The sequence below is a fragment of the Pedobacter sp. Leaf194 genome (assembly GCF_001423945.1).
Lineage (GTDB): Bacteria > Bacteroidota > Bacteroidia > Sphingobacteriales > Sphingobacteriaceae > Pedobacter.
Genome location: NZ_LMPU01000010.1, coordinates 256,553 through 280,089 on the forward strand (window position 1 = coordinate 256,553; position 23,537 = coordinate 280,089).

The window sequence follows — 23,537 nt, forward strand, 5'->3', positions numbered from 1 at the left end:
AATGGCTTAGGCAATAAATGATTAACTTTACTTAACCAAATCATAATATAAACAAGTATGCACCAATCCAAAATTGCAGGAATCGGCTATTACGTTCCCAAAAATATTTATACCAATAACGACCTGAGCCGTTTTATGGACACAAGTGATGAATGGATTAAGGAACGCACCGGCATTAAAGAGCGCCGCTTTGCGGATAGATATGAGGAAACGACAACCACCATGGGAATTGAGGCTTCAAAAATTGCAATAGAACGGGCAGGCATTACCATAAAAGATGTTGATTTTATCATTTTCGCTACGCTTACCCCTGATTATTACTTTCCTGGTTGTGGAGTTTTGCTGCAACGCGAAATGGGAATGGGCGAAATTGGTGCGCTTGATATCCGTAACCAATGCTCTGGCTTTGTTTATGCATTATCTGTAGCCGATCAGTTTGTAAAAACCGGTATGTACAAAAATGTTTTGGTTGTTGGTAGCGAAAAACACTCGTTTGCGATGGATTTTGAGACCCGTAGCAGAAATGTATCGGTAATTTTTGGAGATGGCGCCGGCGCAGTTGTATTGCAACCAACCGATGAGCCTGGCAAAGGCATTTTGAGTACACACTTACACAGCGATGGTGCCGACGCTGAAATCCTGGCTATGCATTATCCAGGCGCTCATGCAAATAAATGGCTCAAAGATAAGCCGGCCTTCCCTAATCAGGAACTAGGGGGCTTATTTATGACGCCTGAAATACTGGAAAGCGGTGTCGCACTACCATATATGGATGGCCCTGCTGTTTTCAAAAAAGCAGTGGTTAAATTCCCGGAAGTAATTAAAGAGGCTTTGGCAGCTAATAATCTAACCGAGAAAGACATAGATATGTTGGTACCACACCAGGCAAACCTGAGGATTAGCCAGTATGTGCAACAGCTGCTTGGCTTAAAAGATGAGCAGGTTTTTAACAACATTCAGAAATATGGAAATACAACAGCTGCATCTGTACCGATTGCACTGTGTGAAGCCTGGGAAGCCGGTAAAATTAAAGGCGGCGATTTAGTTTGTCTGGCAGCTTTCGGATCAGGTTTCACCTGGGCGAGTGCGCTAATCCGGTGGTAAAATGACGTTTCGTAACTGAATTTTAACATTTCGTGTAAAATAACTGAATTTCAGCTGATTAATTTTTAGTTTTATTGCGATTCTATAGGAATTTATGGCAATAGACGTTTACTCAGGAAATTTCGGGACAAAAGAATTAAATCATTTACTAAAACGCACGCTTTTTGGTGCGAAAAGAAGTGATATAAGTAGCCTTGCGGGCCAATCTTTGAGTCAGGTTGTTGATTTGCTATTGAAAGACCTTCCACTTCCAAATCCACCGGTTAACAATTACAACGATGCTGGCTATACCGATGCAAACGTGCCGGCAGGGCAAACCTGGGTAAATGCAATTTATACCGATGGAACAGCTAACAGCCGGAGGGTTGCGTCTTTTAAAGCCTGGTGGTTAACACAAATGCTAAACCAGCCAGTTTCATTGAGAGAGAAGATGACTTTGTTTTGGCACAATCATTTTTCTACCGAAGCGGATATTGTTGATGACGCACGGTACATATACAAGCATAACAATTTGCTGCGAAGCATGGCTTTTGGCAACTTTAAATCTCTGGTTAAACAGGTAACTATAGACCCGGCAATGCTTCGCTACCTTAACGGTTATGCAAGTACAAAAACCGCTCCCGATGAGAATTACAGCCGGGAATTACAGGAACTGTTTACCGTTGGGAAAGGACCTGATTCGAAATACACCGAAGCCGATGTTAAAGCCGCTGCCCGATTGCTTACTGGCTATACACTTGATGGTGTTAACATAACATCAGTTTTTAATACCTCAAGGCACGATACAACAGATAAGCAATTTTCATCATTTTATGGAAATAAGTTAATTAAAGGGAGGACTGGTACAGATGGCGCTAAAGAAGTAGACGATTTACTCGACATGATTTTTACTCAGGTTGAGGTAAGTAAGTACGTTTGCCGCAGACTATATCGCTTTTTTGTTTACTATGACATTAGTGCCGACATTGAAGCTAATATAATTACGCCACTGGCAGAAATTTTTAGAACGGCAAACTATGAAATTAAGCCTGTTTTAAAAGCATTGCTCACCAGCAGCCATTTTTATCTCCCACAAAACCGTTCCTGCAATATAAAAGCACCCGTTGATTTTGTTGTTGGCTTGGCCAGGGAATTTGAAATTGTTTTCCCTGATGCTTCTGATTATGTAAACGTTTATTACATGAGCGATTATTTAAGAAGTACGGCATCTAACCTGCAACAAAACCTCGGCGACCCGCCAAATGTTTCAGGCTGGCCCGCCTACTATCAGGTTCCTCAATTTTACGAATTGTGGATTAACTCGGATACCTTACCAAAACGGAACATTTTTACCGATAGATTTATAAGTACAGGTTATACCCGCAACGGAAAAAAAATTGTTATCGATCCAATTGCATACACGGCGAAATTTAGCAAGCCGGAAGACCCAAATGTAGTTGTAGACGAAGCGATTGCACACCTATATACCATTGACGTAAGCGCTGATGTGAAAAAATTCTTAAAAAGCATTTTGCTCAGTAATCAGGTTAATGACGCCTATTGGACCACAGCCTGGACCGATTACAAAGCGGCTCCAACTACGGCAAAAACTACTATTGTACAAACACGTTTACAGGAGTTTTATAAATATATTATGAACCTGGAAGAGTACCAACTGTCATGAAAAGACGTGAATTTTTAACCAAAGCAATGCCTGCGGGTGTCGTAATCCCATCAATGCTTGGCGGATTTTCCCTTAAGGCTTTTGGTGCCTCAAGCTTACTGTCGGCAATAACGGCAGCTAACCAGGAAACCGACCATGTTTTAGTTATAATTCAATTAAACGGCGGCAACGATGGTTTAAATATGATTCTCCCTTTGGATCAGTACGACAACTTAACGCTGGCCCGTCCGAACATAATTCTTCCAAAAAATAAAATTATAAAACTTTCAGGCTACAACACTGGTATACACCCCGCAATGTCTGGCTTGGCCGGTTTGTATGATGATGGTAAAGTTCAGGTTATTCAGTCTGTTGGTTATCCACAACCAAATTACAGTCATTTCCGAGCGACTGACATTTGGCTTTCCGCATCAGCTTCCGACCAGGTGATTGATAGCGGCTGGGCAGGAAGATACCTCGCCGAGGAGTACACCAACTTTCCGATAGGTTACCCCAACACGGTAATGCCAGATCCTTTGGCCATTCAAATTGGCTCATTTATTTCGCCGGCTTTTCAAGGGCCTTCTGTAAATATGGGGATGGCAATTTCTGATCCGGTAAATTTTTACAACCTGATAAATGGTATTCAATCGCCGGCTCCGAACACCAATGCTGGTAAAGAACTAACCTATGTTAGGCAGGTTGCCCAACAAACGCAACAGTACGCTTCAGTTATAAAAACTGCAGCTGGCAAAGTAACCAAGCAAGGAACCTACCCGAGCAACAACAGCCTCGCCGATCAGCTTAAAGTTGTAGCCAGATTAGTTGGTGGCGGCTTAAAAACCAGGCTTTACATGGTAAATATTGGCTCTTTCGATACGCATGCCGCTCAGGTAAACACAGGCGCAAATGAAACCGGCACACATGCCGTGCTGCTTCAAAAAGTGAGCGATGCTATCAAAGCATTTATGGATGATTTAAAAGGGCTTGGCGCCGCAAAGCGAGTAGCCGGAATGACCTTTTCAGAATTTGGCCGGAGGATAAAATCAAACGCCAGTAACGGGACAGATCACGGTGCTGCAGCTCCGCTCATTGTTTTTGGCGATGCCATACAAGGTGGTGTTTTGGGGAAAAACCCAACCATTTCGGCAAGTACTTCCGTAAACGATAACGTTCCGATGCAATACGATTTCAGGTCGGTTTATGCTACCTTGCTCGAGAAATGGTTCTGCGTTGATAAGGCAACGTTATCTAATGTCATGTTAAAAGATTTTCAGTCTTTACCCCTAATCCAGCCGGGAACGAATTGCATGTCTACAAGTCTGGCTCAGGCAAACCATTTAAGTGGTGAGAGTTTAATTTCAAATTACCCAAATCCTTTTACTACTTCTACCACCATAAAATATTCTTCTAAAGGCGGGCATGTTTTAATTCAGGTTTACAATACCATGGGCAGGCTAATGGCAACCGTTGTCGACGCTGTAAAAGATGAAGGCACCTACAACATCAATTTTGAAAATCAACGCTATGCACCGGGCGTGTATTATGCACGACTTCAAAATGGCGAACTGCAACAAGTTCGCAATATGCTCATCGTAGCCTAACCAAAAATCGGTACCTTTGTCTAAACCGATTTTCTGAGCAACTCAGAGCATCAATTTAATATTTTAAGATGAAATTTAAGCTGGGCGATTTTGTGCGTTTTGTTGATGAGAAACGCGAAGGATACGTAACAAAAGTTATCGATTCGCAAACTTTGGGCGTTACTGATGAAGATGGGTTTGAAATTCCTGTGGCTGTTAGCAACCTAACTTCTGTACACGGACATGGCGTTGTTGCAGAAGAGATAGATGTACCCAAGCCAATCCACGTTAATGTACCAAGCGTTAGCAAAATCGAAAATGGAATTTATGTTGCTATAGCTACAGATGATAAAGCGGGCAACGTGGTGCATTTTCACTTACAGAATCAATCTGAACACGTACTTCTGGCCACACTAACCTCTGAGCGGAAGGAAAAATACGCCGGTTCATTTTATGGAGTTTTGGAGGCATACGAGTCCAAATTAATCTATTCTGCTTCGCTGGCAGATTTAGATATTTGGCCAGCGTTTACGTTTCAGGTTTTGTTGTTCAGCAAGGCTGATGTTAAACCTGCAGAACCATTGGTAATTAAGAAAAAATTTAGAGCGAAAGATTTCTCCGTTGAACAGAAAGCGTTGCCTCAACTCAAAAACAAGGGTTGGCTGGTGCGTTTAGATGAATTGGCACCAGCTACAATTGACCCGCAAAAATTAAAGGAAAGCTTTTTCAAGTCGCCCGCCGAAAGGAAAACGGTTGAGGCACCTGCAAAGGAAATTGATTTGCATATTGAGAAACTTCGCGATGACCACCACTTTTTAGAAGCAGATGAAATTTTGCAAATTCAATTGTCTCATTTTCAAAATGCTTTGGACGCCGCAATTGTTCATCATTTCGAAAAAATAGTGTTTATACATGGTGCCGGCAACGGAACTTTGAGAGATAAAATCCATAAAATAATAAGCAAAAACCCCCATATAAAAACTTATATGGATGCCCGAAAAGAAAAGTTTGGTTACGGTGCAACCGAGGTTGTTTTTAAGTAATGTTTCTGCTAACCCTTATCCCGACTCTAGCGGAGAAATTTTTAAACAAACTGCAAATCGAAACCAGCTCCATTTAGCTACGCTTCTCCTGCTTTCATGAGTCTAAAAACCTGGCTCCAACATTTCTAAAACCATTACGATAGCATTATTAGATAAAGCCTGAAATTTTACAGTTTCCGTTTCCCAAATGGCTAGTCCATCACGTGCGTGCATTAATCTGCCCGAAGTTTCGAAGGAACCACCAATTACAAATAGGAAAGCATTGCTTTCTGCAGAGCGCAGCCTGTAAGTAGTTTCTGCTTTGGCTCCAAAAATGCCAGCGCTTAATTTAAAAGCTAGTTTCGGATTTGAAACGATTTCGATAAGTTTATTTTTGTCTTTTTCAAAATCGAAATTAAACAGCATCTCGCTGTGCCTCAACAAGAATAAGTCGGTTTTTAAGCCAATTTGAATATAGTTTACAGCATCGTTTTGATAGGGATTACTGATTTCTAAAACTTCACCTTTTCCAACATTAAATATCTGAACCTGGCCTGTTTGCAATGCATATTCTTTGCCGTTGAAAACGATGTCTAATCCGCCAGTTACAGGCATAAATATCTGATACGAATCTTCTTTCGAAAGGAAGAATGTTAGTTTTCCGCCAGAAATTGAATCATCATTAAAAAGAAACAGATCGCCGAATGGCATGCTGTTATCGTTAAAATATTGCTCAAAATTAAAAGTACTGTAACGCCGCAAAATAGTTGATTGCACAAAGCCTCGTTGATCTGCTAAAAATATTTTACCCGGCGATTCCATTACAAGTTGTATTTAATTGAGTTGATAGTTATGGCCAAAAAATGTTTTTAGCTCCGACCTTTCTGTCTGTGAAAATTACCTGTGCCTAAAGAAAAAGCATTTTTCCCTGCCGCAAGTAACCAAATAAAATTTTAAAACGCAGCGAATGGTAACCACATTGTGACGATTTTACGATGATTAAAAATGCTGATTGTGCAATTTTCGCTTACACCATAAGAGGCCATAAATTGGGGTACGCTTTTTGAGATGGTGTAATTTCATTTTGTAAAAGATTAAAACTAGCTTTGCGGCTTGATGAAACACCTCGTTACCATATCTCTAGTATTTTTTAGCTTAACACACTTAGCAAGGGCTGAGCGTGTAGAAGGGCTTAGAATATTAAACGAATATTGCAGCGAGCATAAAATCAGCGTTAACGATGCCGGGAAAATCTCCGTTCAACTTAACGAAGAGCGCAATCCTTATTTGCTATCGTACACAAGCCTTGCGCTAATCGGAACGCAAACGCCCCTTAAGATTGAGAAACATGTAAATTCGAATCAGGTAATTACTGATTTAACCATAAGGAAAAAGCCAAAAAATAACAGCCCTTAGTTCCTGACTTCCTCAATCAAAGGTGATTTCTCGCCCCTTTTTACCAACAACTGCCAAACTGACTTACGCAAGACAGTGGTTTGGTTGTTGCAAAACACCAATTTTTTAATTAATACGATTTAATATATAATAATAATGTTAGGATTTTTAGCGAAGGTTTTCGGAAGTAAATCAGAAAGAGATATAAAAAGCATCCAGCCGCTGGTTGTTAAAATAAATGAAGAATATGCAAAGCTATCTTCAAAAAGCAACGATGAGTTGCGGGCTAAAACTATAGAGTTTAAAGGTAGGATTTCTTCCTTTTTAGCTGATATTGACGCCAAAATTTCTGCTTTGAAGGCAGATGCAGAGGGTGAAGATGTAGATCTTCATCAAAAAACTGCTATTTATGATCAGGTAGATGCTCTGGGCAAAGATCGTGATGCAGAGCTGGAAAAAGTACTTTTGGAAATACTTCCAGAGGCATTTGCAGTGGTAAAAGAAACCTCCCGTCGTTTAAGTGAAAATGAATACCTGGAAGTTACAGCCACGCAGTTTGATAGAGATTATGCTGCGAGAAAAAGCAATGTTAAAATTGTTGGCGATAAAGCACAGTGGGCAAACCGCTGGGATGCTGCCGGTACCGAAGTTGTTTGGAACATGGTTCATTACGATGTTCAGCTAATTGGTGGTATCGTTCTACACAGTGGTAAAATTGCTGAGATGGCAACTGGTGAAGGTAAAACCTTGGTTAGCACGCTTCCGGCATATTTAAATGCCCTTGCCGGACAAGGTGTTCATATCGTAACCGTGAACGACTATCTTGCTCGACGTGATAGTGAGTGGAATGGCCCTTTATTTGAGTTTCACGGCATCAGCGTTGATTGTATTGACAAACATGAGCCAAATTCTGAAGAACGCAGAAAAGCTTATGCGGCTGATATTACCTACGGAACAAACAACGAATTTGGTTTCGATTACCTGCGTGACAATATGTCGCAAACGCCCGACCAACTGGTTCAAAGAAAGTTACACTTTGCAATGGTGGATGAGGTCGATTCAGTTTTAATTGATGATGCCCGTACCCCATTGATTATTTCTGGTCCGATACCACGCGGCGATGAACATGAGTTTTATGAGTTAAAACCACGTATCGAACGCCTGGTTAATGCACAAAAAGCGTACGTTTCTTCAGCTTTGAATGAAGCGAAAAAACTAATTAACGCAGGCAACACGGGTACAGAAGAAGGCGAAGGTGGTTTGGCTTTGCTTCGGGCTTATCGTGGTTTACCGAAAAATAAAGCGCTAATTAAGTTCTTGAGTGAAAGTGGTGTTCGTGGTTTATTGTTAAAAACAGAAAATCACTACATGGCAGATCAGTCTAAGAATATGCCGAAAGTAGACTCTGAGTTGTATTTTTATATCGATGAGAAAAACAATCAGGTAGAACTAACGGAAAAAGGTATTGAATTGATTACCCAATCTGGTGAAGACCCTAACTTTTTCATCCTGCCAGATGTTGGTACCGAAGTTGCCGAATTGGAGAAATCTGATTTGCCTTTGGATGAAAAAGTTGTAACGAAAGATGCTTTAATGCGTGATTACTCGGTGAAGGCAGAACGTATTCACTCTGTAAATCAGCTTTTAAAGGCTTATACCTTATTCGAAATTGATGTTGAGTACATTATTGACGAAGGAAAAATTAAAATTGTTGATGAGCAAACCGGTCGTATTATGGATGGCCGCCGTTACTCTGATGGTTTACACCAGGCAATTGAGGCAAAGGAAAATGTAAAAGTTGAGGATGCTACTCAAACCTACGCTACAGTAACCCTGCAAAACTATTTCCGTATGTACCACAAACTTTGCGGTATGACGGGTACAGCAACTACAGAAGCTGGTGAGTTTTGGTCTATCTACAAATTAGACGTAGTTGAAATTCCAACCAACAGAAACATTTCCAGACTGGACCAGCAAGATTACGTTTACCGTACAGTTCGTGAAAAATATAATGCTGTTGCCGATGAGATTGTAAAGCTAACGGAAGCAGGCAGGCCGGTTCTGGTTGGTACTACATCTGTAGAAATTTCAGAATTACTGAGCCGAATGCTTAAACTTCGTGGCATTAAACACAATGTACTGAACGCGAAAATGCACCAGAAAGAGGCTGATATTGTTGCCGAAGCCGGGCAGGCAGGTCAGGTTACAATTGCAACGAACATGGCTGGCCGTGGTACCGATATTAAGTTAGGCCCAGGCGTTAAAGATGCCGGTGGTTTAGCAATTGTAGGTACGGAACGCCACGAATCTCGCCGTGTAGACAGGCAGTTACGCGGCCGTGCTGGACGCCAGGGCGATCCGGGTTCGTCTCAATTCTTTGTTTCGTTGGAAGATAACCTGATGCGTTTATTCGGGTCCGAACGGATTTCGAGTATCATGGTGCGTATGGGTATTGAAGATGGAGAGGTTATTCAGCACTCTATGATTACAAAATCAATCGAACGGGCACAGAAAAAAGTAGAAGAAAACAACTTTGGTATTCGTAAGCGTTTATTGGAGTACGATGACGTGATGAACTCTCAACGTACTGTAATTTATGCTAAACGTAAAAATGCATTGTTCGGAGAACGTTTAGATGTTGATATGAATAACATGGTTTTCGACGTTGCTGAAGATATTGTTAACGAATATAAACAAGAAGCAAATTTCGACGGATTTAAATTAGAAGTAATTAAAAACTTCTCTTTAGATACTGCGATTACTGAAAAAGAATTCTCATCAACCAATGCGGCACAGCTTACAGAAAAGTTATTTGAAGAAGCTGAAGCATTTTATGCCCGTAAATCGGAAGCAATAGTTCAGCAATCTTTGCCCGTTTTAACGCAGGTTTACGAAGAACGCGGTCAGCATATCGAACAAATCGTAGTACCATTTACAGATGGTATCCGTGGTATTCAGGTAGCGGTAGATTTGAAAAAAGCCATCGACAATAAAGGAAAAGAAGTAGTTCGTTCGTTCGAAAAAACAATTGTTCTGGCTTTAATTGATGACAGCTGGAAAGAACATTTGCGTGAAATGGATGATTTGAAACAATCTGTTCAAAATGCGGTATATGAACAAAAAGATCCGTTGGTGATTTACAAAATGGAAGCCTTCAACTTATTTAAAAACATGCTAACTGCGGTTAATAAGGAAGTGGTAAGTTTCTTGTATAAAGGTGGTATTCCGGTTCAGCAAGAACCCGAAGATGTAAAGGAAGCACCTGCTCCAAAAAAACAGCCTAAGTTGCAAACTACCAAACAAGAGTTTGGACAGGAAGAGCCTGGGATTGAATTTGGAGATACCCGCGAGGCTGTTCCTCAACAACCAATCCGTAAGGAGGCAACAGTTGGCAGAAATGAACCCTGCCCTTGCGGTAGTGGCAAAAAGTATAAAAACTGCCATGGCGCAAATTTATAAAAGATAGTTTCTCAACACATCAAGCCGGATTTTGCTCAAAAATCCGGCTTTTTTTTTATGCATATTGATTGCCTTTTTTACATAACCTGCAAAACCATTTAGATGGTAAAAGGCTCTTGCTGATCCATTTTGAGATAAATTAAAACAATTCCTTACTCTAAATCATTATCTATTTATAAAACTTAAAATTATGATAGACCCAGAAAACGAGGAATATTCTAACGACCCTAATGATGCGTTGCGGAGAGAGGATGATACTGAAAACATTAACGAATTAGATGGTGACGATACCAACATAGAGCATGATAAAAATATGTTGGAACAAGCTGATGAAGCTTCAAAAGCATCATATGAACTAAATCTTGATGATTTAAAAGATGATGACAACACCTCAAATGATTAAACTAAAAAGCCGAAAGTAACAGCTAAATACTGCTAACTTTCGGCTTTTTTAAGGGATATACTTCTACCTAAATCTTACTTAGCTTTGGGTTTATATGTTTCGGGATTGACTGCCGCAACTGTCCACCCTTTTAAAAATGATATCGTTTTCTTTACGTCGTGTCCCACTTTCTTTTTTCCATTTGCTGAAATCTCATCCGTTTCCAGGTATGCAGAATTCTCTATATGCAAAACTTTTCCTTTTCCGTCTAAAACTACAAAAACCGGATAGCCGAAACGATTCGGGAACCCAAGGTACTTCATAGCCTCATCGTTGTGGTGGTCTTTATCCCAGTTTACCAAAACATATTCGTAATTATCGTTGATGGTTTGTTTTAAAACCGCAGTTGTATCAACCAAATTATGAAAAGCTATGCACCAGGAACACCAGTTGCCACCAACCTGAACTAACACATGTTTGTTTGCCTTTGCGGCTTTTTCAGTTGCAGCTTTCAAATCTGCCATAGCATTGGCTTCAGGATTGTAAATATGAACGCCCTCTGTTTTTGCCTGACTAAAAGCGGTAGCTGAAATCAGAACCGCAGCTACTATTGTGAACAATTTTTTCATAATCTTTTGAGTATTAAGGCAAAAATAAAAAAGTCTACAAACTTAATAGAGTACCAACGAATTCTTTACAGAACAAATACAATATACAAAACCATATCTTTGCCTTGTTATGGATTTTCTAGATGTACATACGCATAAAACTGCCAGGCAAAAAGGTGTGGAAAGTATCCAAAGTTTGTCGTTAACCAGTGATGTATTTCTTGCGATGCCGAAAACCCGGCCCATATCGCTTGGTTTGCATCCATGGTATGCGCAGTTAGATAAACTAGACATCCAACTGAAATACTTGAGCGTTTTGGCTAAACAACCAAATGTAAAATTAATTGGCGAATGTGGTTTAGACAAACTTAGAGGCGAAAGTTTGGAGAATCAAACCTTAATATTGACGCAACAGGTCACTCTGGCACAGGAACTGAACAAACCATTGATTTTACATTGCGTTAGAGCATTTGCTGAACTGATTTTATTGAAAGAAAGACTAGAGATTAGTGTTCCGATGATTATCCACGGTTTTAACAAGAGTGAAGAGTTGGGCAGGCAACTAATTAACAAGGGATTTTTGCTTTCATTCGGACAAACAATTCTAAAACAGGATTCTGGAGCAGCAAAATTGCTTGCACAAAACGAAAACTTTTTCTTGGAGACGGATGATTCTGAGATAACGATTGAAGAGATTTATCAGGCCGCAGCAAATTTAAAAAAATGCTCGGTTGATGAACTCAAAGCACGTATTTTTGCAAACTGGAAAGAATTGAATTTATTATAAAAGAAGTGCAGTGGAACTCAGAACCCACAATAACTCCAAGGATTTGCATTGGTGCGTGTTTCCACGGTAAATATCCACAGAACACAAAAATCACAGAGCAAAGAAAATATTCTGTGTAAATCTGTGCTTCCGTGGCAAAAAATAAACCGCCACAGAAACACAAAAATCACAGAGCAAACAAAATATTCTGTGTAAATCTGTGCTTCTCTGGCAAAAAAATAAACCGCCACAGAAACACAAAATTCACAGAAGCAAATAGAATATTCTGTGTAAATCAGTGTTTCTTTGGAAAGAAAAATGCAATTATGTCTGATACAACCTGGCTTTCACGCTCCGCCCTACTATTAGGAAACGATGGAATTGATACTCTACAATCGAAACATGTTTTGGTTATCGGCCTCGGTGGCGTCGGTTCGTTCGCTGCTGAGTTTATTTGCCGCTCGGGCATTGGAGAAATGACCATCGTCGACGGTGACGTGGTTGACCCCACCAATCGTAACCGACAATTACCGGCCTTGGCAACAAATCATGGCATAAGCAAGGCGGAGATAATGGAAGATCGTTTGCGCTCCATAAATCCTGAGCTGAAACTGCATGTAGTAAAAAGTTTTCTTACGCCTGAAAAGTGTCGAGAAATCCTCGAATCGAAGTTTGATTACATAATGGACTGCATTGACAGTGTTATGCCAAAAATAACGCTACTTTCTACGGCACTGGAAAAAAACATTCCAATTGTAAGTTCCATGGGCGCTGGTGGTAAAATAAACCCAACGAAATTGAGGATTACGATGTTGCCTGATACCTATCAATGTGTTTTTGCGAGTTACGTTCGCAAACGGCTAAATAAGCTTGTTGGCGCCGACAGGATAAAAGCTGTTTTTTCTACCGAACAAATGGATAAAAATTCAATGATTATGACCGACGGCAGCAATTTCAAACGGTCGGCTTATGGAACAGTGTCTTACCTTCCGGCTGCCTTCGGTGGCGCATGCGCTTCGGTCGTAATCAGGGATTTATTAGGCATGCCGATTGAAATGGCCGAACGCCCGGCTAGAATTAGCCACAAGGTTTTAGCAAAAAAGAAAAAGAAAGGTATTTAGTTTTTTGCTTCAGACCAAAGAGTAAGCAACTCGCCCACCAATTTGTTGATACTATGATTTCGGGAAAATTTTAAATTGTTGTAAGTTTAAAATTCTGAAAAGCAAAATCATTTTATGCCTCAACCCCTCAAAATTCTGCAAGCTTCTGCCGGTTCCGGGAAAACATTCAGTTTAACCGCCCACTATCTTACTTTGCTATTTTCAGGCGAAAATAAGTACCGCGAAATCCTGGCCGTAACATTTACAAACAAGGCTACGGAGGAAATGAAGTCGCGAATTCTGGAAGTGCTTGTCGGACTAGCAAAGGGCGATCCATCCAAAAAAATTGAAGATTACCGTAAGCTTATTTTACTTGCCTACCCGGAACTAAAACCCGAAGGGTTAAAGCTGAAAGCAGATAACATTTACCGAAAAATTCTGCACGATTACAGTCGCTTTTCTGTGAGTACGATCGACGGTTTTGTACAGAAAGTAATTCGTGGTTTCGCTTTTGAGCTTGGTTTAAACGCAGACTATAATTTAGAAATGAATTATGATAAAGTTAAGGATGATTTGGTGAACAAACTCGACGAGGCTTTAAACGACAATAAACAACTATTGCAATGGATTATCGATTTGGCTATCGAACGCATTAGCGATAATAAGAGCTGGAACTACAAAACTGAGTTATATAATCTTATCGGAGAAATTTTCTCTGAAAGATTTCAGGTTTTTGAAGCTGCTGTTGAAGCCTTAGGATTAGAAAACATTGACGAACTTTTTAAAAGGTACATTACCATAACAAAGGATGAACTCAAAAATTTTGAAGGTGAAATCGTTCAATTGGCAACCGATGCACATACCGCACTCGAAGTTTTAGGGGTAGAAAACGAGCAACTTAAAGGAAAGTCGAAAAGTCCTTTAACAAAACTAATTGCAGTTGCCCGGGGCGATTTTTCTAAAATTGAATCGCTTTTTAAGTTGATTGATAACCCCGAAGAATGGTTCCAGAAAAACGCAAATGTTCAGGAGGTTTATGAAACCATAAATCCCATTTTACAAAAGATTAAAGCACATTACGTGGCGCATTTGCCAAATTATCAGCTCGCCATAGCTTTCAACAAAAACCTCTATTATTTAAGGTTGATGCAAGAAATCGCAGTGCTTTTAAAGGAATACAGGGCAGAAAATGATAACCTTTTAATCAGCGATGCGCAAAAGTTAATATCCGGAATTACCGAAGATGCAGGAGACAATCCATCTTTCATTTGGGAAAAAGTTGGTAATCGTTACCGGAATTTTCTTTTTGATGAATTTCAGGATACTTCAACCAGTCAGTGGGGAAGTTTCAAGTCGCTTTTAACCAATGCTATTGCTACTCCAAGCCTTGATTTAACAGATCATTTAATTGTTGGCGATACAAAGCAATCTATTTACCGCTGGCGAAATGGCGACTGGAATATTCTGCACAAACATGCGAGATTGGATGTTGGTGCACATAATGTTATCGAAGAAAGTTTAGAAGAAAACTATCGTAGTGCCGAAAATATTATCACATTTAATAATTTCCTTTACCGCTCTATACCGGCAACGCTTCAGAATGAATTGAACCAAAACCTGGAAAGTAAACCTGGAAGCATCTCGGCATGGTGGGCTGGCGAAAAGTATGATTCCATAATTACCGATATTTACGCAGGTTCTACCCAAAACTTCGCAACCAATACGCTAAAAGGTGGAACCATAAAGATTAAAAGGTTTGGTAAAGATAATGCGCCAGACGAGCCTCGCTTTACCGAAACCGTTTTTAGGGAAATCGCTTTAGATGATATCATTAAGGAAATTTTTCTGTTGAAAAACGAACAAAATTATGCCTTAAAAGACATTGCAATATTGGTTCGTTCCAATAGTGAGGCAATGCTCACAGTTCAAAAACTGATGGAACAAAAATTACCTGTACTGTCGGGCGATGCGCTGTTGATTTCCAATAATACCGCTGTGCAACTTATTATCAACACGTTAAAAACCTTAATTGGTTTAGATGCGCAAACGGCGTTATACAAAGCCAATTGTATTGCGCTTTATCATGCTCTACATGAAAAAGAAGTTCACGCAAATCTTTATCTAAACCTCAACAATGTTTCTTTAAGTACCTTAAGTAACGTTTTGCCGCCATCGCTTTGCGAAAACTGGCAATCTTGGTTACAACTTCCGTTGGCAGAATTAGTTGAAATCTTGCTTGAGGCTTACAACCTGAAAAATTTGAGTCAGCACCTGCCCTATTTGCTTGCTTTTAGAGATTTAACGGCTAACGCCGGAAAACTTGGCGAAAAGGGGATCATTTCATTCCTGACCTGGTGGGATGAAGACGGTGTGAAAAAGTCGCTTCCATCGCCAGAGGGTGCAGATGCAATACAGATAATTACCATTCATAAATCGAAAGGCTTGGCATTCAGGGCTGTTTTCGTGCCTTTTTGTAATTGGGAAGTGAAGGGTAAAACAAATTCGACATTCTGGGTTTCATCAGAAGATACCGCCTACAAAGAACTTCGCGGAATTCCTTTAAAATATAATGAGGCACTGGCAGATTCGTCTATCGCAAAAGCATATTACGAGGAATTGCTCTATAATAATATGGATGCTTTGAACATGCTTTACGTGGCCACAACGAGGTCTAAAGATTATCTTTATATAGCTACAATGGCTAAGAAAGAACCAAAATTATCGAATATGGGCGACGTTATTAACCACACTTTCGATGACCAGTTTGACGAAACCGGCATTTATGAAATCGTAGATTATGTGGCGACTGACAACAAACATGATGATACAAATTTCATCAATTTAAAAAGTTACCCAACCACTACCCGGCTATCCGAACTTTATGTTTCATCAGAAGAAAAGCATTTAAAACATCTGGTGAACATTGAAAAATCGGGTAGAAAAGGCTCCTTGCTGCACGATATTTTAGCGAGTGCTACCACCGAAAACGGGGTTGAAGATTATACCTCCAACCTTGTTTTACAAGGCATAATTAAGGAGGAAGAAAAACAGAAACTGGTTGATTCTGCCTTGGAGGTTTTAAATCATCCAGAGCTTAAAGAAATTTTAAGCAGCGCAACTGAAAGCATTACCGAGAAAAACATTATCGATGCTAATGGCAAACTTCACCGACCAGACCGCGTATTGATTAATCCCGATGAAGTTATCATTCTTGATTATAAATTTACTTTGGAGGAGAGCGACAGCCACATTAAACAGGTAGATTCCTATCGGAATTTGCTTAGTGAAATGGGTTACCGCAATATTAAAACCTATCTTTTTTACGCAGTTAAAGGCAAACTCAAGTTAGTTTAAGCTATGCAGATGAAACCATTTTTACAAGAAGTTGCAGAAGATTTAGTTGCCAGATTTGGAAATCAACTGGAAAACTGTGCTATAGTTTTCAATAATAAAAGGCCTGCTGCGTATTTGCAAAAACATTTCGCCGATATTATCGGCAGGCCATTTTTTAGTCCTTCGTTTTTTACAATTCAGGAGTTTTTTGCCTGCTCTACCAGTTATAAAATTGCCGATTTTTACTTACAGTTTTTCACGCTGCACCAGCTCTACAACCAACTTTTAGCAGAAGAAAAACTGGAAACCATTTCGAGTCATAAGTTTTTCCCTCTGGCTAAAATCATTTTGAGTGATTTTAATCAGATCGATGCCGACTTAGTTGATGCAGAAAAGCTCTACCGCGATTTGGAAGATATTTCGGTAATTAACCAGGATTTCGATTATTTAAGTGCGGAGCAGTACCAGTTCCTATCTCAATTCTGGACTTCCTACTCTGAGGGCAAGCATAAGAAACAGCAGGAATTATTTATCAAAATGTGGCGAAGGATGCCAAAATTGTACAATAAATTCCATGATGCGTTAAAAAAGCAAGGTTATTTAACCAATGGCTTAGTTTATAGACATCTCGCAGATGATATCATAAGCCACCATGAATTTATTTCTAATTTTGATAAAGGGAAAATTATTTTCGTTGGATTTAATGCCTTAAGCAGTGCTGAGGCGAGAATTTTTACCCAGTTACAAGAGGCAGAAAAAGCGCTTTTTTACTTCGATGCGGATGGTTATTATTTAGATGATACCGCCCAAGAGGCTGGTTTGTTTCTGAGAAAGAACTTAAATCTGCTCGGACTGAAAAATGAGTTTGCAAACCGTGTAAGTTTAATGAAAACGGGCAAGCATGAAGTTAATGTGTTTAAGGTTCAGGGGCAATCGGCGCAAGCGAAAATTCTCAATAATATTTTAGAAGAAGATTATACAAATGCGGAAACGGTAGGTAAAACGGTGGTGGTTTTAGCGGATGAAAGCCTGTTGATTCCCACATTACAAACCATCCCGACGAGTTATAACGGTACACCAGTCGACCTTAATGTAACGATGGGTTTTGCGCTATCTACATCAAGCATTTTCGGCTTGGTTGATTTGTGGTTAACCAGTCAGCTGGAGATTTTGCAGGCCAGTAAAGTAACCTACAAAAATGTTGAAGCTTTTTTAACACATCCGTTAACTGGGTTAACGCAAAAAATGCGTGATAAAATCATGACTGCGTTGCTCGAAGAAAATCAGGTTGAGATTGACCACAAACGATTGTTGCGGCAGAGTGGTTTATTTGAAATCTTCTATAAAAAAATTGAAAATCCTCAGTCGGTTGTTTCCAGTTTATTAGAAGTTTTAGATTTTGTTTTAACGAGATTATCCAACGCAAAAACACTAAAGAAAATTGATGCCGAACTCTTTGTAAAAACCATTCAGGAACTGAACCGCTTACATGATACCTTCAATAATCACATCGGAATGGAAGAAATTCCGTTTGTGATATATCTGGTTCAGAAATCGCTGCAGGCGATTGCAGTTCCACTCTCCGGCGACCCGCTGAATGGAATTCAGGTGATGGGTTTACTGGAAACGAGAAATTTAAATTTCGACAAAGTGGTAATTCTCGGGTTCAATGAAGGAATCATTCCTAAATCATCCATAGGAAATAGCTTTATCCCCGATTCTATCCGCCGCGTTTATGGCCTGCCAGTGCTCGAAAATCTCGATGCAATTTCATCTTACATGGTTTATAGGTTAATGCAGCGGGCAAAAAGCATTAATTTAGTGTACAATAGCCTAACCGATGAATCGACTTCGGGCGAAGCCAGTAGAATATTGAAACAACTGGAATATGAGAGTGGTTTCGACTTTACTTACAATGAACTTAACCTCGAAGTAAAAACTGAACAGTTTAAAGAGGTTCAAATTGAAAAGACTGGCAACGACTTTATCCAAGGGAAACTGAACCGCTACCTGAATAAAACGAAATCGCTGTCTCCATCGGCATTAACACAATATATTTCCAATCCAATCGACTTTTTCTTCAATTATATTGCAGAAATAAAAGAGCCCAAGGAAATCAGCGCAGTTGTAGAGGCAAATGAAATTGGCTCAATTTTGCACAAAGTGATGGAATATTTCTATGCCGATTTAAAAACCGCAGAAATTACCGAAGAGCGAATTACGGCGCAGCGAAAAAAAGTGCCGATGTTAATTCAGAAAGCTTTTAACGCAGTGATGTTTAAACATCCTGATTTGGTAATGGAATATAAGGGTATGCAAAAAGTTATTCTTGCGATTGTTGATGCTTACGTAAATATTATTCTCAATCAGGATATTTCGCAAACGCCGTTTACTATTATCAGTTTAGAACAAAAAGTTGAGGCCGAAATAACTTTTCCGCTTAATGGAAAAGAAGAAAGCATTAAAATTTTCAGTTATATTGATAGGGTTGATGTTAAAGATGGAGTAACAAAAATCATCGATTATAAAACCGGAAGTGATAAACTGACTTTTAAAGATGTAGATGAACTTTTTAATTCGGACGGAAAACACATCAACAAAGCACTTATCCAGACTTTGCTTTACACATATGCTTATGAGCAATTCGCCGGTAAAACCTGCGTAGAACCAAATCTGTATATCGTAAAAACCATGAACGACCCAATTTATGGTGGCGTTTGGTTTAAATCTAACAGACAGGTTTTGCGGGGAGATTTTCTTGAAGAAATTAAACCTTTGTTTTTAGCCAGACTTAAGGAAAAACTAAGTGAATTATTTGGCTCACCGTATTTTGAGGCCAGCGAAATCCCCGACAATTACAAATATTCCATTTATAAAACTTTGTTTGGAAAGTAAGCTGGCTAAAGCCATTTTAGTTAATTAGTTATCCGTTGGTTGAAACCATCGGTAAGGAATATAGCTGCTTGATATCGATTTGAAAAGAACAAACCGTAGCTAAAATTGCAAAATTGATTAAAGGAGAACCTGCCCACTGGAAATAATGACAAACTACTTCCTGAAACCTTTACTTGGCAGGACGATTATTTCGCAGTTTCTGTTAGTGAATCCAGTTAGAGATTGTCAATAATTATATATGAAACTATCATAGTAAAAAAACTTTTCAAGCTGAGGTAAAAGAGTTCGTCGATAAATTTAAATTTGAAATACCAAAGGAGTAAAAATGCTAACCCTCAACTTCACAAAATTTCCGACGCTCGAAACTGAACGACTAATCCTCCGCGAGCATTCCCTTTCGGATGCAGAAACGCTATTCGCGATGCGTACCAATGAAAAAGTTATGAAGTATATCGACCGCGAGCGGCCCAAAGAATTACTCGAAATTAAAACGTTTATAACCACCTTTAATGAAGGTTTTGAAAACGGTGATAATTTGGCTTGGGTAATTGCACTTAAAGAAAATCCGGAGCAAATGATCGGTTCAATCGGTTACTGGCGAACTGACTTTGCAAATCATAGGGCAGAAATTGGTTACATGCTTCATCCAGATTTCTGGAGAAAAGGATTTATATCTGAAGCGCTGAAAAGAACAATTCAGTTCGGTTTTACTGAAATGAACCTGCATACCATCAAGGCAAATATTAATGTAGAAAATAATGCATCGAGGCAAATGCTTATTAAACATGGCTTTGTAAAAGAAGCTCATTTTAAACAGGATTTTTATTTCAGAGGACAGTTTTTAGACAGCGAAATTTATGGATTGCTAAACCCTAATCATTGAAAAAATCTCGAAACACGCAGTTCCGATGCTTGAATCTTTGAAAACAACAAATAGTAAAAATCACCTAGAAATTTGGGCTTAAATTTTCATTAAAACCGGATGGTTGTTTGATTTTTAATAAAGTGTATATTTTAACACTTGGCCGACTTAAAACCTTGCTTACCTAAAAAATACTGGCTCTATTTCTAAATTAAATCAACGGGAGAATATAATACACAGCAGGTACTTCATCTGGAGAGCGAGCTAAAAATATGTTTTGGAACATGCGCCAATTTTCTATTAAAGATAATAATGGAAATATCATTGATTTTGGCGAACATATTTTGTAGAAACCAGTAAACCTGGTACAAAAACAAGCTCGGAGAAACCATTGCAAAATAAAATTTTAGCCAATTTCGTATCGATGTTAAAATGCTGAGCCGAAAGCCTTAAAAATCACCATTATCAACCATAATTATTACAAAATACAGGCTTAATTCCCTTTGGTTTGGTAGCGATTAATATTTATATTTGCCACCGTTATTAAAATTTACAATGAGAGAAATCCAATTTAGAGAAGCACTACGCGAAGCCATGCAAGAAGAAATGCGTAAAGATGACCGCGTTTTTTTATTAGGTGAAGAAGTAGCAGAATATAACGGAGCGTACAAGGTGAGTCAGGGCATGCTTGATGAATTTGGTGCGAAACGCATTATCGATACCCCGATTGCCGAATTAGGTTTCGCAGGTATTGCAACTGGAGCTGCAACAGCAGGCCTTATTCCAATTGTGGAATTCATGACTTTCAACTTCTCATTAGTTGCAATCGACCAAATTATTAATGGCGCTGCTAAAATTTTATCAATGAGTGGTGGTCAGTTCTCTTGCCCTATGGTTTTCCGCGGTCCAACTGGTAACGCAGGCCAATTAGGTGCACAACACTCTCAGAATTTCGAAAACTGGTTTGCAAATACTCCTGGTTTAAAAGTAGTTGTTCCATCAACTCCTTATGACGCAAAAGGATTATTAAAACAAGCAATTATAGATCCGGATCCGGTTATTTTCATGGAATCGGAGGTAATGTACGGTGATAAAGGCGATGTACCTGCTGAAGAATATTATATTGAATTCGGTAAAGCAAACGTAACTAAACAAGGCACGGATGTAACCATTGTAACCTTTGGTAAAATGTTAACACGCGTGGTTAACCCGGCTGTAGAGGAATTAACCAAAGAAGGAATCAATGTAGAGGTTATCGATTTACGTACCGTTCGCCCAATTGATTATGATACGATTATCGAATCTGTTAAGAAAACGAACCGTTTAGTTGTTGTAGAAGAAGCCTGGCCATTAGCATCACTTTCAGGTGAAATCGCTTTCATGGTTCAGAAAAAAGCCTTCGATTATTTAGATGCACCAGTTCTACGCATCACTTGTGCGGATGTTCCACTTCCATACTCGCCAACTTTAATTGCCGCTAGTTTGCCAAACGCAGAAAAAGTTGTAAAAGCAGTTAAAGAAGTAATGTACGCAACGAAATAAAGAAAACTCTCGGCCGCCCGGGAACCAAAATATAAGAATCCTCCAAAGCAATTTGGGGGATTTTTGCATTATACGTCATTGCGAGGCACGAAGCAATCTCATTTAGAAAAATAAATTCTGTGTTTCCTTGGTAAATATTTGAAAACCAACATTCAGTAATTCTTCAGAAACAGCAGCCCCGCCATCCATTAATCCGATGAAAAATCGGAATCATTCCTGTCGGGTTTATTTTACTAAAACCCGTGTAAAAAACCAGTTCAGTTCCTGCTCAAACCTTAAAAACCGAACGATATTTTTTAACTTCGCTACAACAAAAAACCACATTACATGTCCGAGAATTATATAGCCGAGCAAACATTCAGCAAAGAAGATTTTTCTTTGCGAGCCTTACCAAAAGCTGAATACGAAAATTGCAAATTCATTAACTGCAACTTCTCCAACTCCGATTTAAGCGGCGTTAAATTCCTCGATTGTGAGTTTATCTCTTGTAATTTAAGTTTAGCAAGCTTAACCAAAACCTCACTTAACGATATCACTTTCAGTGATTGTAAAATGCTTGGCCTCCATTTCGAAAACTGCAACGATTTCGGTTTGGCATTCAGTTTTAATAACTGCAAATTAGACCATTCCTCTTTCTACAAACTGAAACTAAAGAACACGACTTTCAAAAACACCCAGCTTCATGAAGTCGATTTTTCAGAATGCGATCTATCTAATTCCATATTCGAAAACTGCGATTTGCTTCGCACAACATTTGACAGAACAAATCTCGAAAAAGCCGATTTTAAAACAGCTTACAGTTTTTCTATAGATCCCGACAATAATCGTATTAAAAAGGCAAGGTTTTCTGTCTCGGGTTTAGCAGGTCTATTACACAAATACGATATCCTAATTAGCGAATAAATTGTGTTTTTTTGCAATTCCAAACTTAGATTATGGAAAAATCAGAACCAAAAACCATCGATGAATACATTGCCTCATTTCCGCTAAAAACGCGGGAAATTCTACAACAAGTTCGAGAGACTATTCAAAAAGCCGGACCGGATGCAAAAGAACTTATAAGCTATAAAATGCCTGCATTTAAACAACGCAGTGTGTTGGTCTATTTTGCAGCTTATAAAAATCATATTGGCTTTTACCCGACAGGCTCTGGCATTGAAGCTTTTAAGCATGAATTCGGAGATTATAAATGGAGCAAAGGAGCTGTTCAGTTTCCAATAGATAAACCCATGCCTTTAGATTTAATTACAAGAATTACGAAGTTTAAAGCAGAAAGAGATTTGGAGAAAGTGGCGAAGAAGACGTCCTAAGTTATCCAAACTTCTTCTTTCTTATCAAAGACCCAAATTCCTTTAATTTTCTTCGCATAAATATAAGTACCCATTCCCCAACCTCTTCCTATGCCAACCATTTTGCCTTGTTCAAAATAGTATTTGGCAAGATTTCCTTCTTTATTAAAAATTACCCGGCTAAAAGTTAAATTTCCATTGTAATTAGAATCTAATTCTGCAACGTTTTTAGATGCTTTTATAATTTCGAATCCAACCATATCTTTAGAATTTTTAAAGGCTTTGAATCGGAAAGGCACAGTCTTTTTAATGGATTTCCCTGCCGTATCACTATGTGCGAATCTAAATTCACGCATAGATAAAAGTGAGTCTGTTACAGTGTATTTCCTGGTTCTTTTTGCCTTTTTTAGTGGAAGATGATGTATTTCAGCGTGCATATTTTTAAAGTCATTTTCCGACACCCAGCAATTCCATTTGCAAAAGTGTTAAGTATTACCTGAACTTCTACATTAACATTCTCTTTTTTCTCAGACGCTTTATTTGTACACCCGAGAC

18 protein-coding genes are annotated in these 23,537 nt (G+C 39.1%); 15 read left to right on the forward strand and 3 right to left on the reverse strand.

Annotation, left to right across the window (positions count from 1 at the left end):
- Positions 1-57: 57 nt before the first annotated feature.
- The 4 genes from ASG14_RS15705 to ASG14_RS15720 all read left to right on the forward strand — a co-directional run bounded on the left by ASG14_RS15705 (position 58) and on the right by ASG14_RS15720 (position 5,372).
- On the forward strand, positions 58-1,104 hold the full coding sequence (locus tag ASG14_RS15705) for a 3-oxoacyl-ACP synthase III family protein (RefSeq protein WP_056872014.1): 1,047 nt from the start codon (positions 58-60) through the stop codon (positions 1,102-1,104).
- A gap of 94 nt (positions 1,105-1,198) precedes the next feature.
- On the forward strand, positions 1,199-2,767 hold the full coding sequence (locus tag ASG14_RS15710; RefSeq protein ID WP_056872015.1) for a DUF1800 family protein: 1,569 nt from the start codon (positions 1,199-1,201) through the stop codon (positions 2,765-2,767).
- Entirely contained in the window at positions 2,764-4,350 is a 1,587-nt protein-coding gene (locus ASG14_RS15715; protein WP_056872016.1) for a DUF1501 domain-containing protein, read from the forward strand. Before ASG14_RS15710 ends, ASG14_RS15715 begins: the two co-directional genes overlap by 4 nt.
- A gap of 68 nt (positions 4,351-4,418) precedes the next feature.
- On the forward strand, positions 4,419-5,372 hold the full coding sequence (locus ASG14_RS15720; protein ID WP_056872017.1) for a Smr/MutS family protein: 954 nt from the start codon (positions 4,419-4,421) through the stop codon (positions 5,370-5,372).
- Between the two features lie 102 nt (positions 5,373-5,474).
- On the opposite strand, the gene ASG14_RS15725 is transcribed toward ASG14_RS15720, so the two are convergent.
- Positions 5,475-6,173: a hypothetical protein gene (locus ASG14_RS15725; RefSeq protein WP_056872018.1), complete on the reverse strand. Its 699-nt coding sequence runs from the start codon at positions 6,171-6,173 to the stop codon at positions 5,475-5,477.
- Between the two features lie 294 nt (positions 6,174-6,467).
- Between ASG14_RS15725 and ASG14_RS15730 the strand changes: the two genes are divergently transcribed.
- From ASG14_RS15730 to ASG14_RS15740, 3 genes are all read left to right on the forward strand, one after another.
- On the forward strand, positions 6,468-6,767 hold the full coding sequence (locus ASG14_RS15730) for a hypothetical protein (protein WP_056872019.1): 300 nt from the start codon (positions 6,468-6,470) through the stop codon (positions 6,765-6,767).
- A 135-nt stretch (positions 6,768-6,902) separates the two neighbouring features.
- Complete coding sequence (gene secA, locus ASG14_RS15735; RefSeq protein WP_056872020.1) at positions 6,903-10,205, forward strand: preprotein translocase subunit SecA; 3,303 nt, start codon at positions 6,903-6,905, stop codon at positions 10,203-10,205.
- A 190-nt stretch (positions 10,206-10,395) separates the two neighbouring features.
- Positions 10,396-10,608: a hypothetical protein gene (locus ASG14_RS15740; RefSeq protein WP_056872021.1), complete on the forward strand. Its 213-nt coding sequence runs from the start codon at positions 10,396-10,398 to the stop codon at positions 10,606-10,608.
- A gap of 74 nt (positions 10,609-10,682) precedes the next feature.
- On the opposite strand, the gene ASG14_RS15745 is transcribed toward ASG14_RS15740, so the two are convergent.
- The gene (locus tag ASG14_RS15745; RefSeq protein WP_056872022.1) at positions 10,683-11,216 is read right to left on the reverse strand and encodes a thioredoxin family protein; all 534 of its coding nucleotides are present in this window, start codon (positions 11,214-11,216) and stop codon (positions 10,683-10,685) included.
- A 109-nt stretch (positions 11,217-11,325) separates the two neighbouring features.
- Between ASG14_RS15745 and ASG14_RS15750 the strand changes: the two genes are divergently transcribed.
- From ASG14_RS15750 to ASG14_RS15785, 8 genes are all read left to right on the forward strand, one after another.
- The gene (locus ASG14_RS15750; protein ID WP_056872023.1) at positions 11,326-11,982 is read left to right on the forward strand and encodes a TatD family hydrolase; all 657 of its coding nucleotides are present in this window, start codon (positions 11,326-11,328) and stop codon (positions 11,980-11,982) included.
- Between the two features lie 305 nt (positions 11,983-12,287).
- Positions 12,288-13,082 (forward strand): ThiF family adenylyltransferase, encoded by a 795-nt coding sequence (locus ASG14_RS15755; protein ID WP_056872090.1) that lies wholly within the window; start codon positions 12,288-12,290, stop codon positions 13,080-13,082.
- Positions 13,083-13,196: 114 nt separating this feature from the next.
- The gene (locus tag ASG14_RS15760; RefSeq protein WP_056872024.1) at positions 13,197-16,415 is read left to right on the forward strand and encodes an exodeoxyribonuclease V subunit beta; all 3,219 of its coding nucleotides are present in this window, start codon (positions 13,197-13,199) and stop codon (positions 16,413-16,415) included.
- Positions 16,416-16,424: 9 nt separating this feature from the next.
- Positions 16,425-19,289, forward strand: a complete 2,865-nt coding sequence (locus tag ASG14_RS15765; RefSeq protein ID WP_056872091.1) for a PD-(D/E)XK nuclease family protein — start codon at positions 16,425-16,427, stop codon at positions 19,287-19,289.
- 325 nt (positions 19,290-19,614) lie between these two features.
- Positions 19,615-20,172 (forward strand): GNAT family N-acetyltransferase, encoded by a 558-nt coding sequence (locus tag ASG14_RS15770; protein WP_056872025.1) that lies wholly within the window; start codon positions 19,615-19,617, stop codon positions 20,170-20,172.
- A 534-nt stretch (positions 20,173-20,706) separates the two neighbouring features.
- Positions 20,707-21,693: a pyruvate dehydrogenase complex E1 component subunit beta gene (locus ASG14_RS15775; protein WP_056872026.1), complete on the forward strand. Its 987-nt coding sequence runs from the start codon at positions 20,707-20,709 to the stop codon at positions 21,691-21,693.
- Between the two features lie 327 nt (positions 21,694-22,020).
- On the forward strand, positions 22,021-22,596 hold the full coding sequence (locus ASG14_RS15780) for a pentapeptide repeat-containing protein (RefSeq protein WP_056872027.1): 576 nt from the start codon (positions 22,021-22,023) through the stop codon (positions 22,594-22,596).
- A 32-nt stretch (positions 22,597-22,628) separates the two neighbouring features.
- Complete coding sequence (locus ASG14_RS15785; RefSeq protein ID WP_056872028.1) at positions 22,629-23,003, forward strand: iron chaperone; 375 nt, start codon at positions 22,629-22,631, stop codon at positions 23,001-23,003.
- Here ASG14_RS15785 and ASG14_RS15790 read toward each other — a convergent pair.
- The gene (locus tag ASG14_RS15790) at positions 23,000-23,419 is read right to left on the reverse strand and encodes a hypothetical protein (protein WP_157274954.1); all 420 of its coding nucleotides are present in this window, start codon (positions 23,417-23,419) and stop codon (positions 23,000-23,002) included. The genes ASG14_RS15785 and ASG14_RS15790 overlap by 4 nt on opposite strands.
- Between the last annotated feature and the right edge of the window lie 118 nt (positions 23,420-23,537).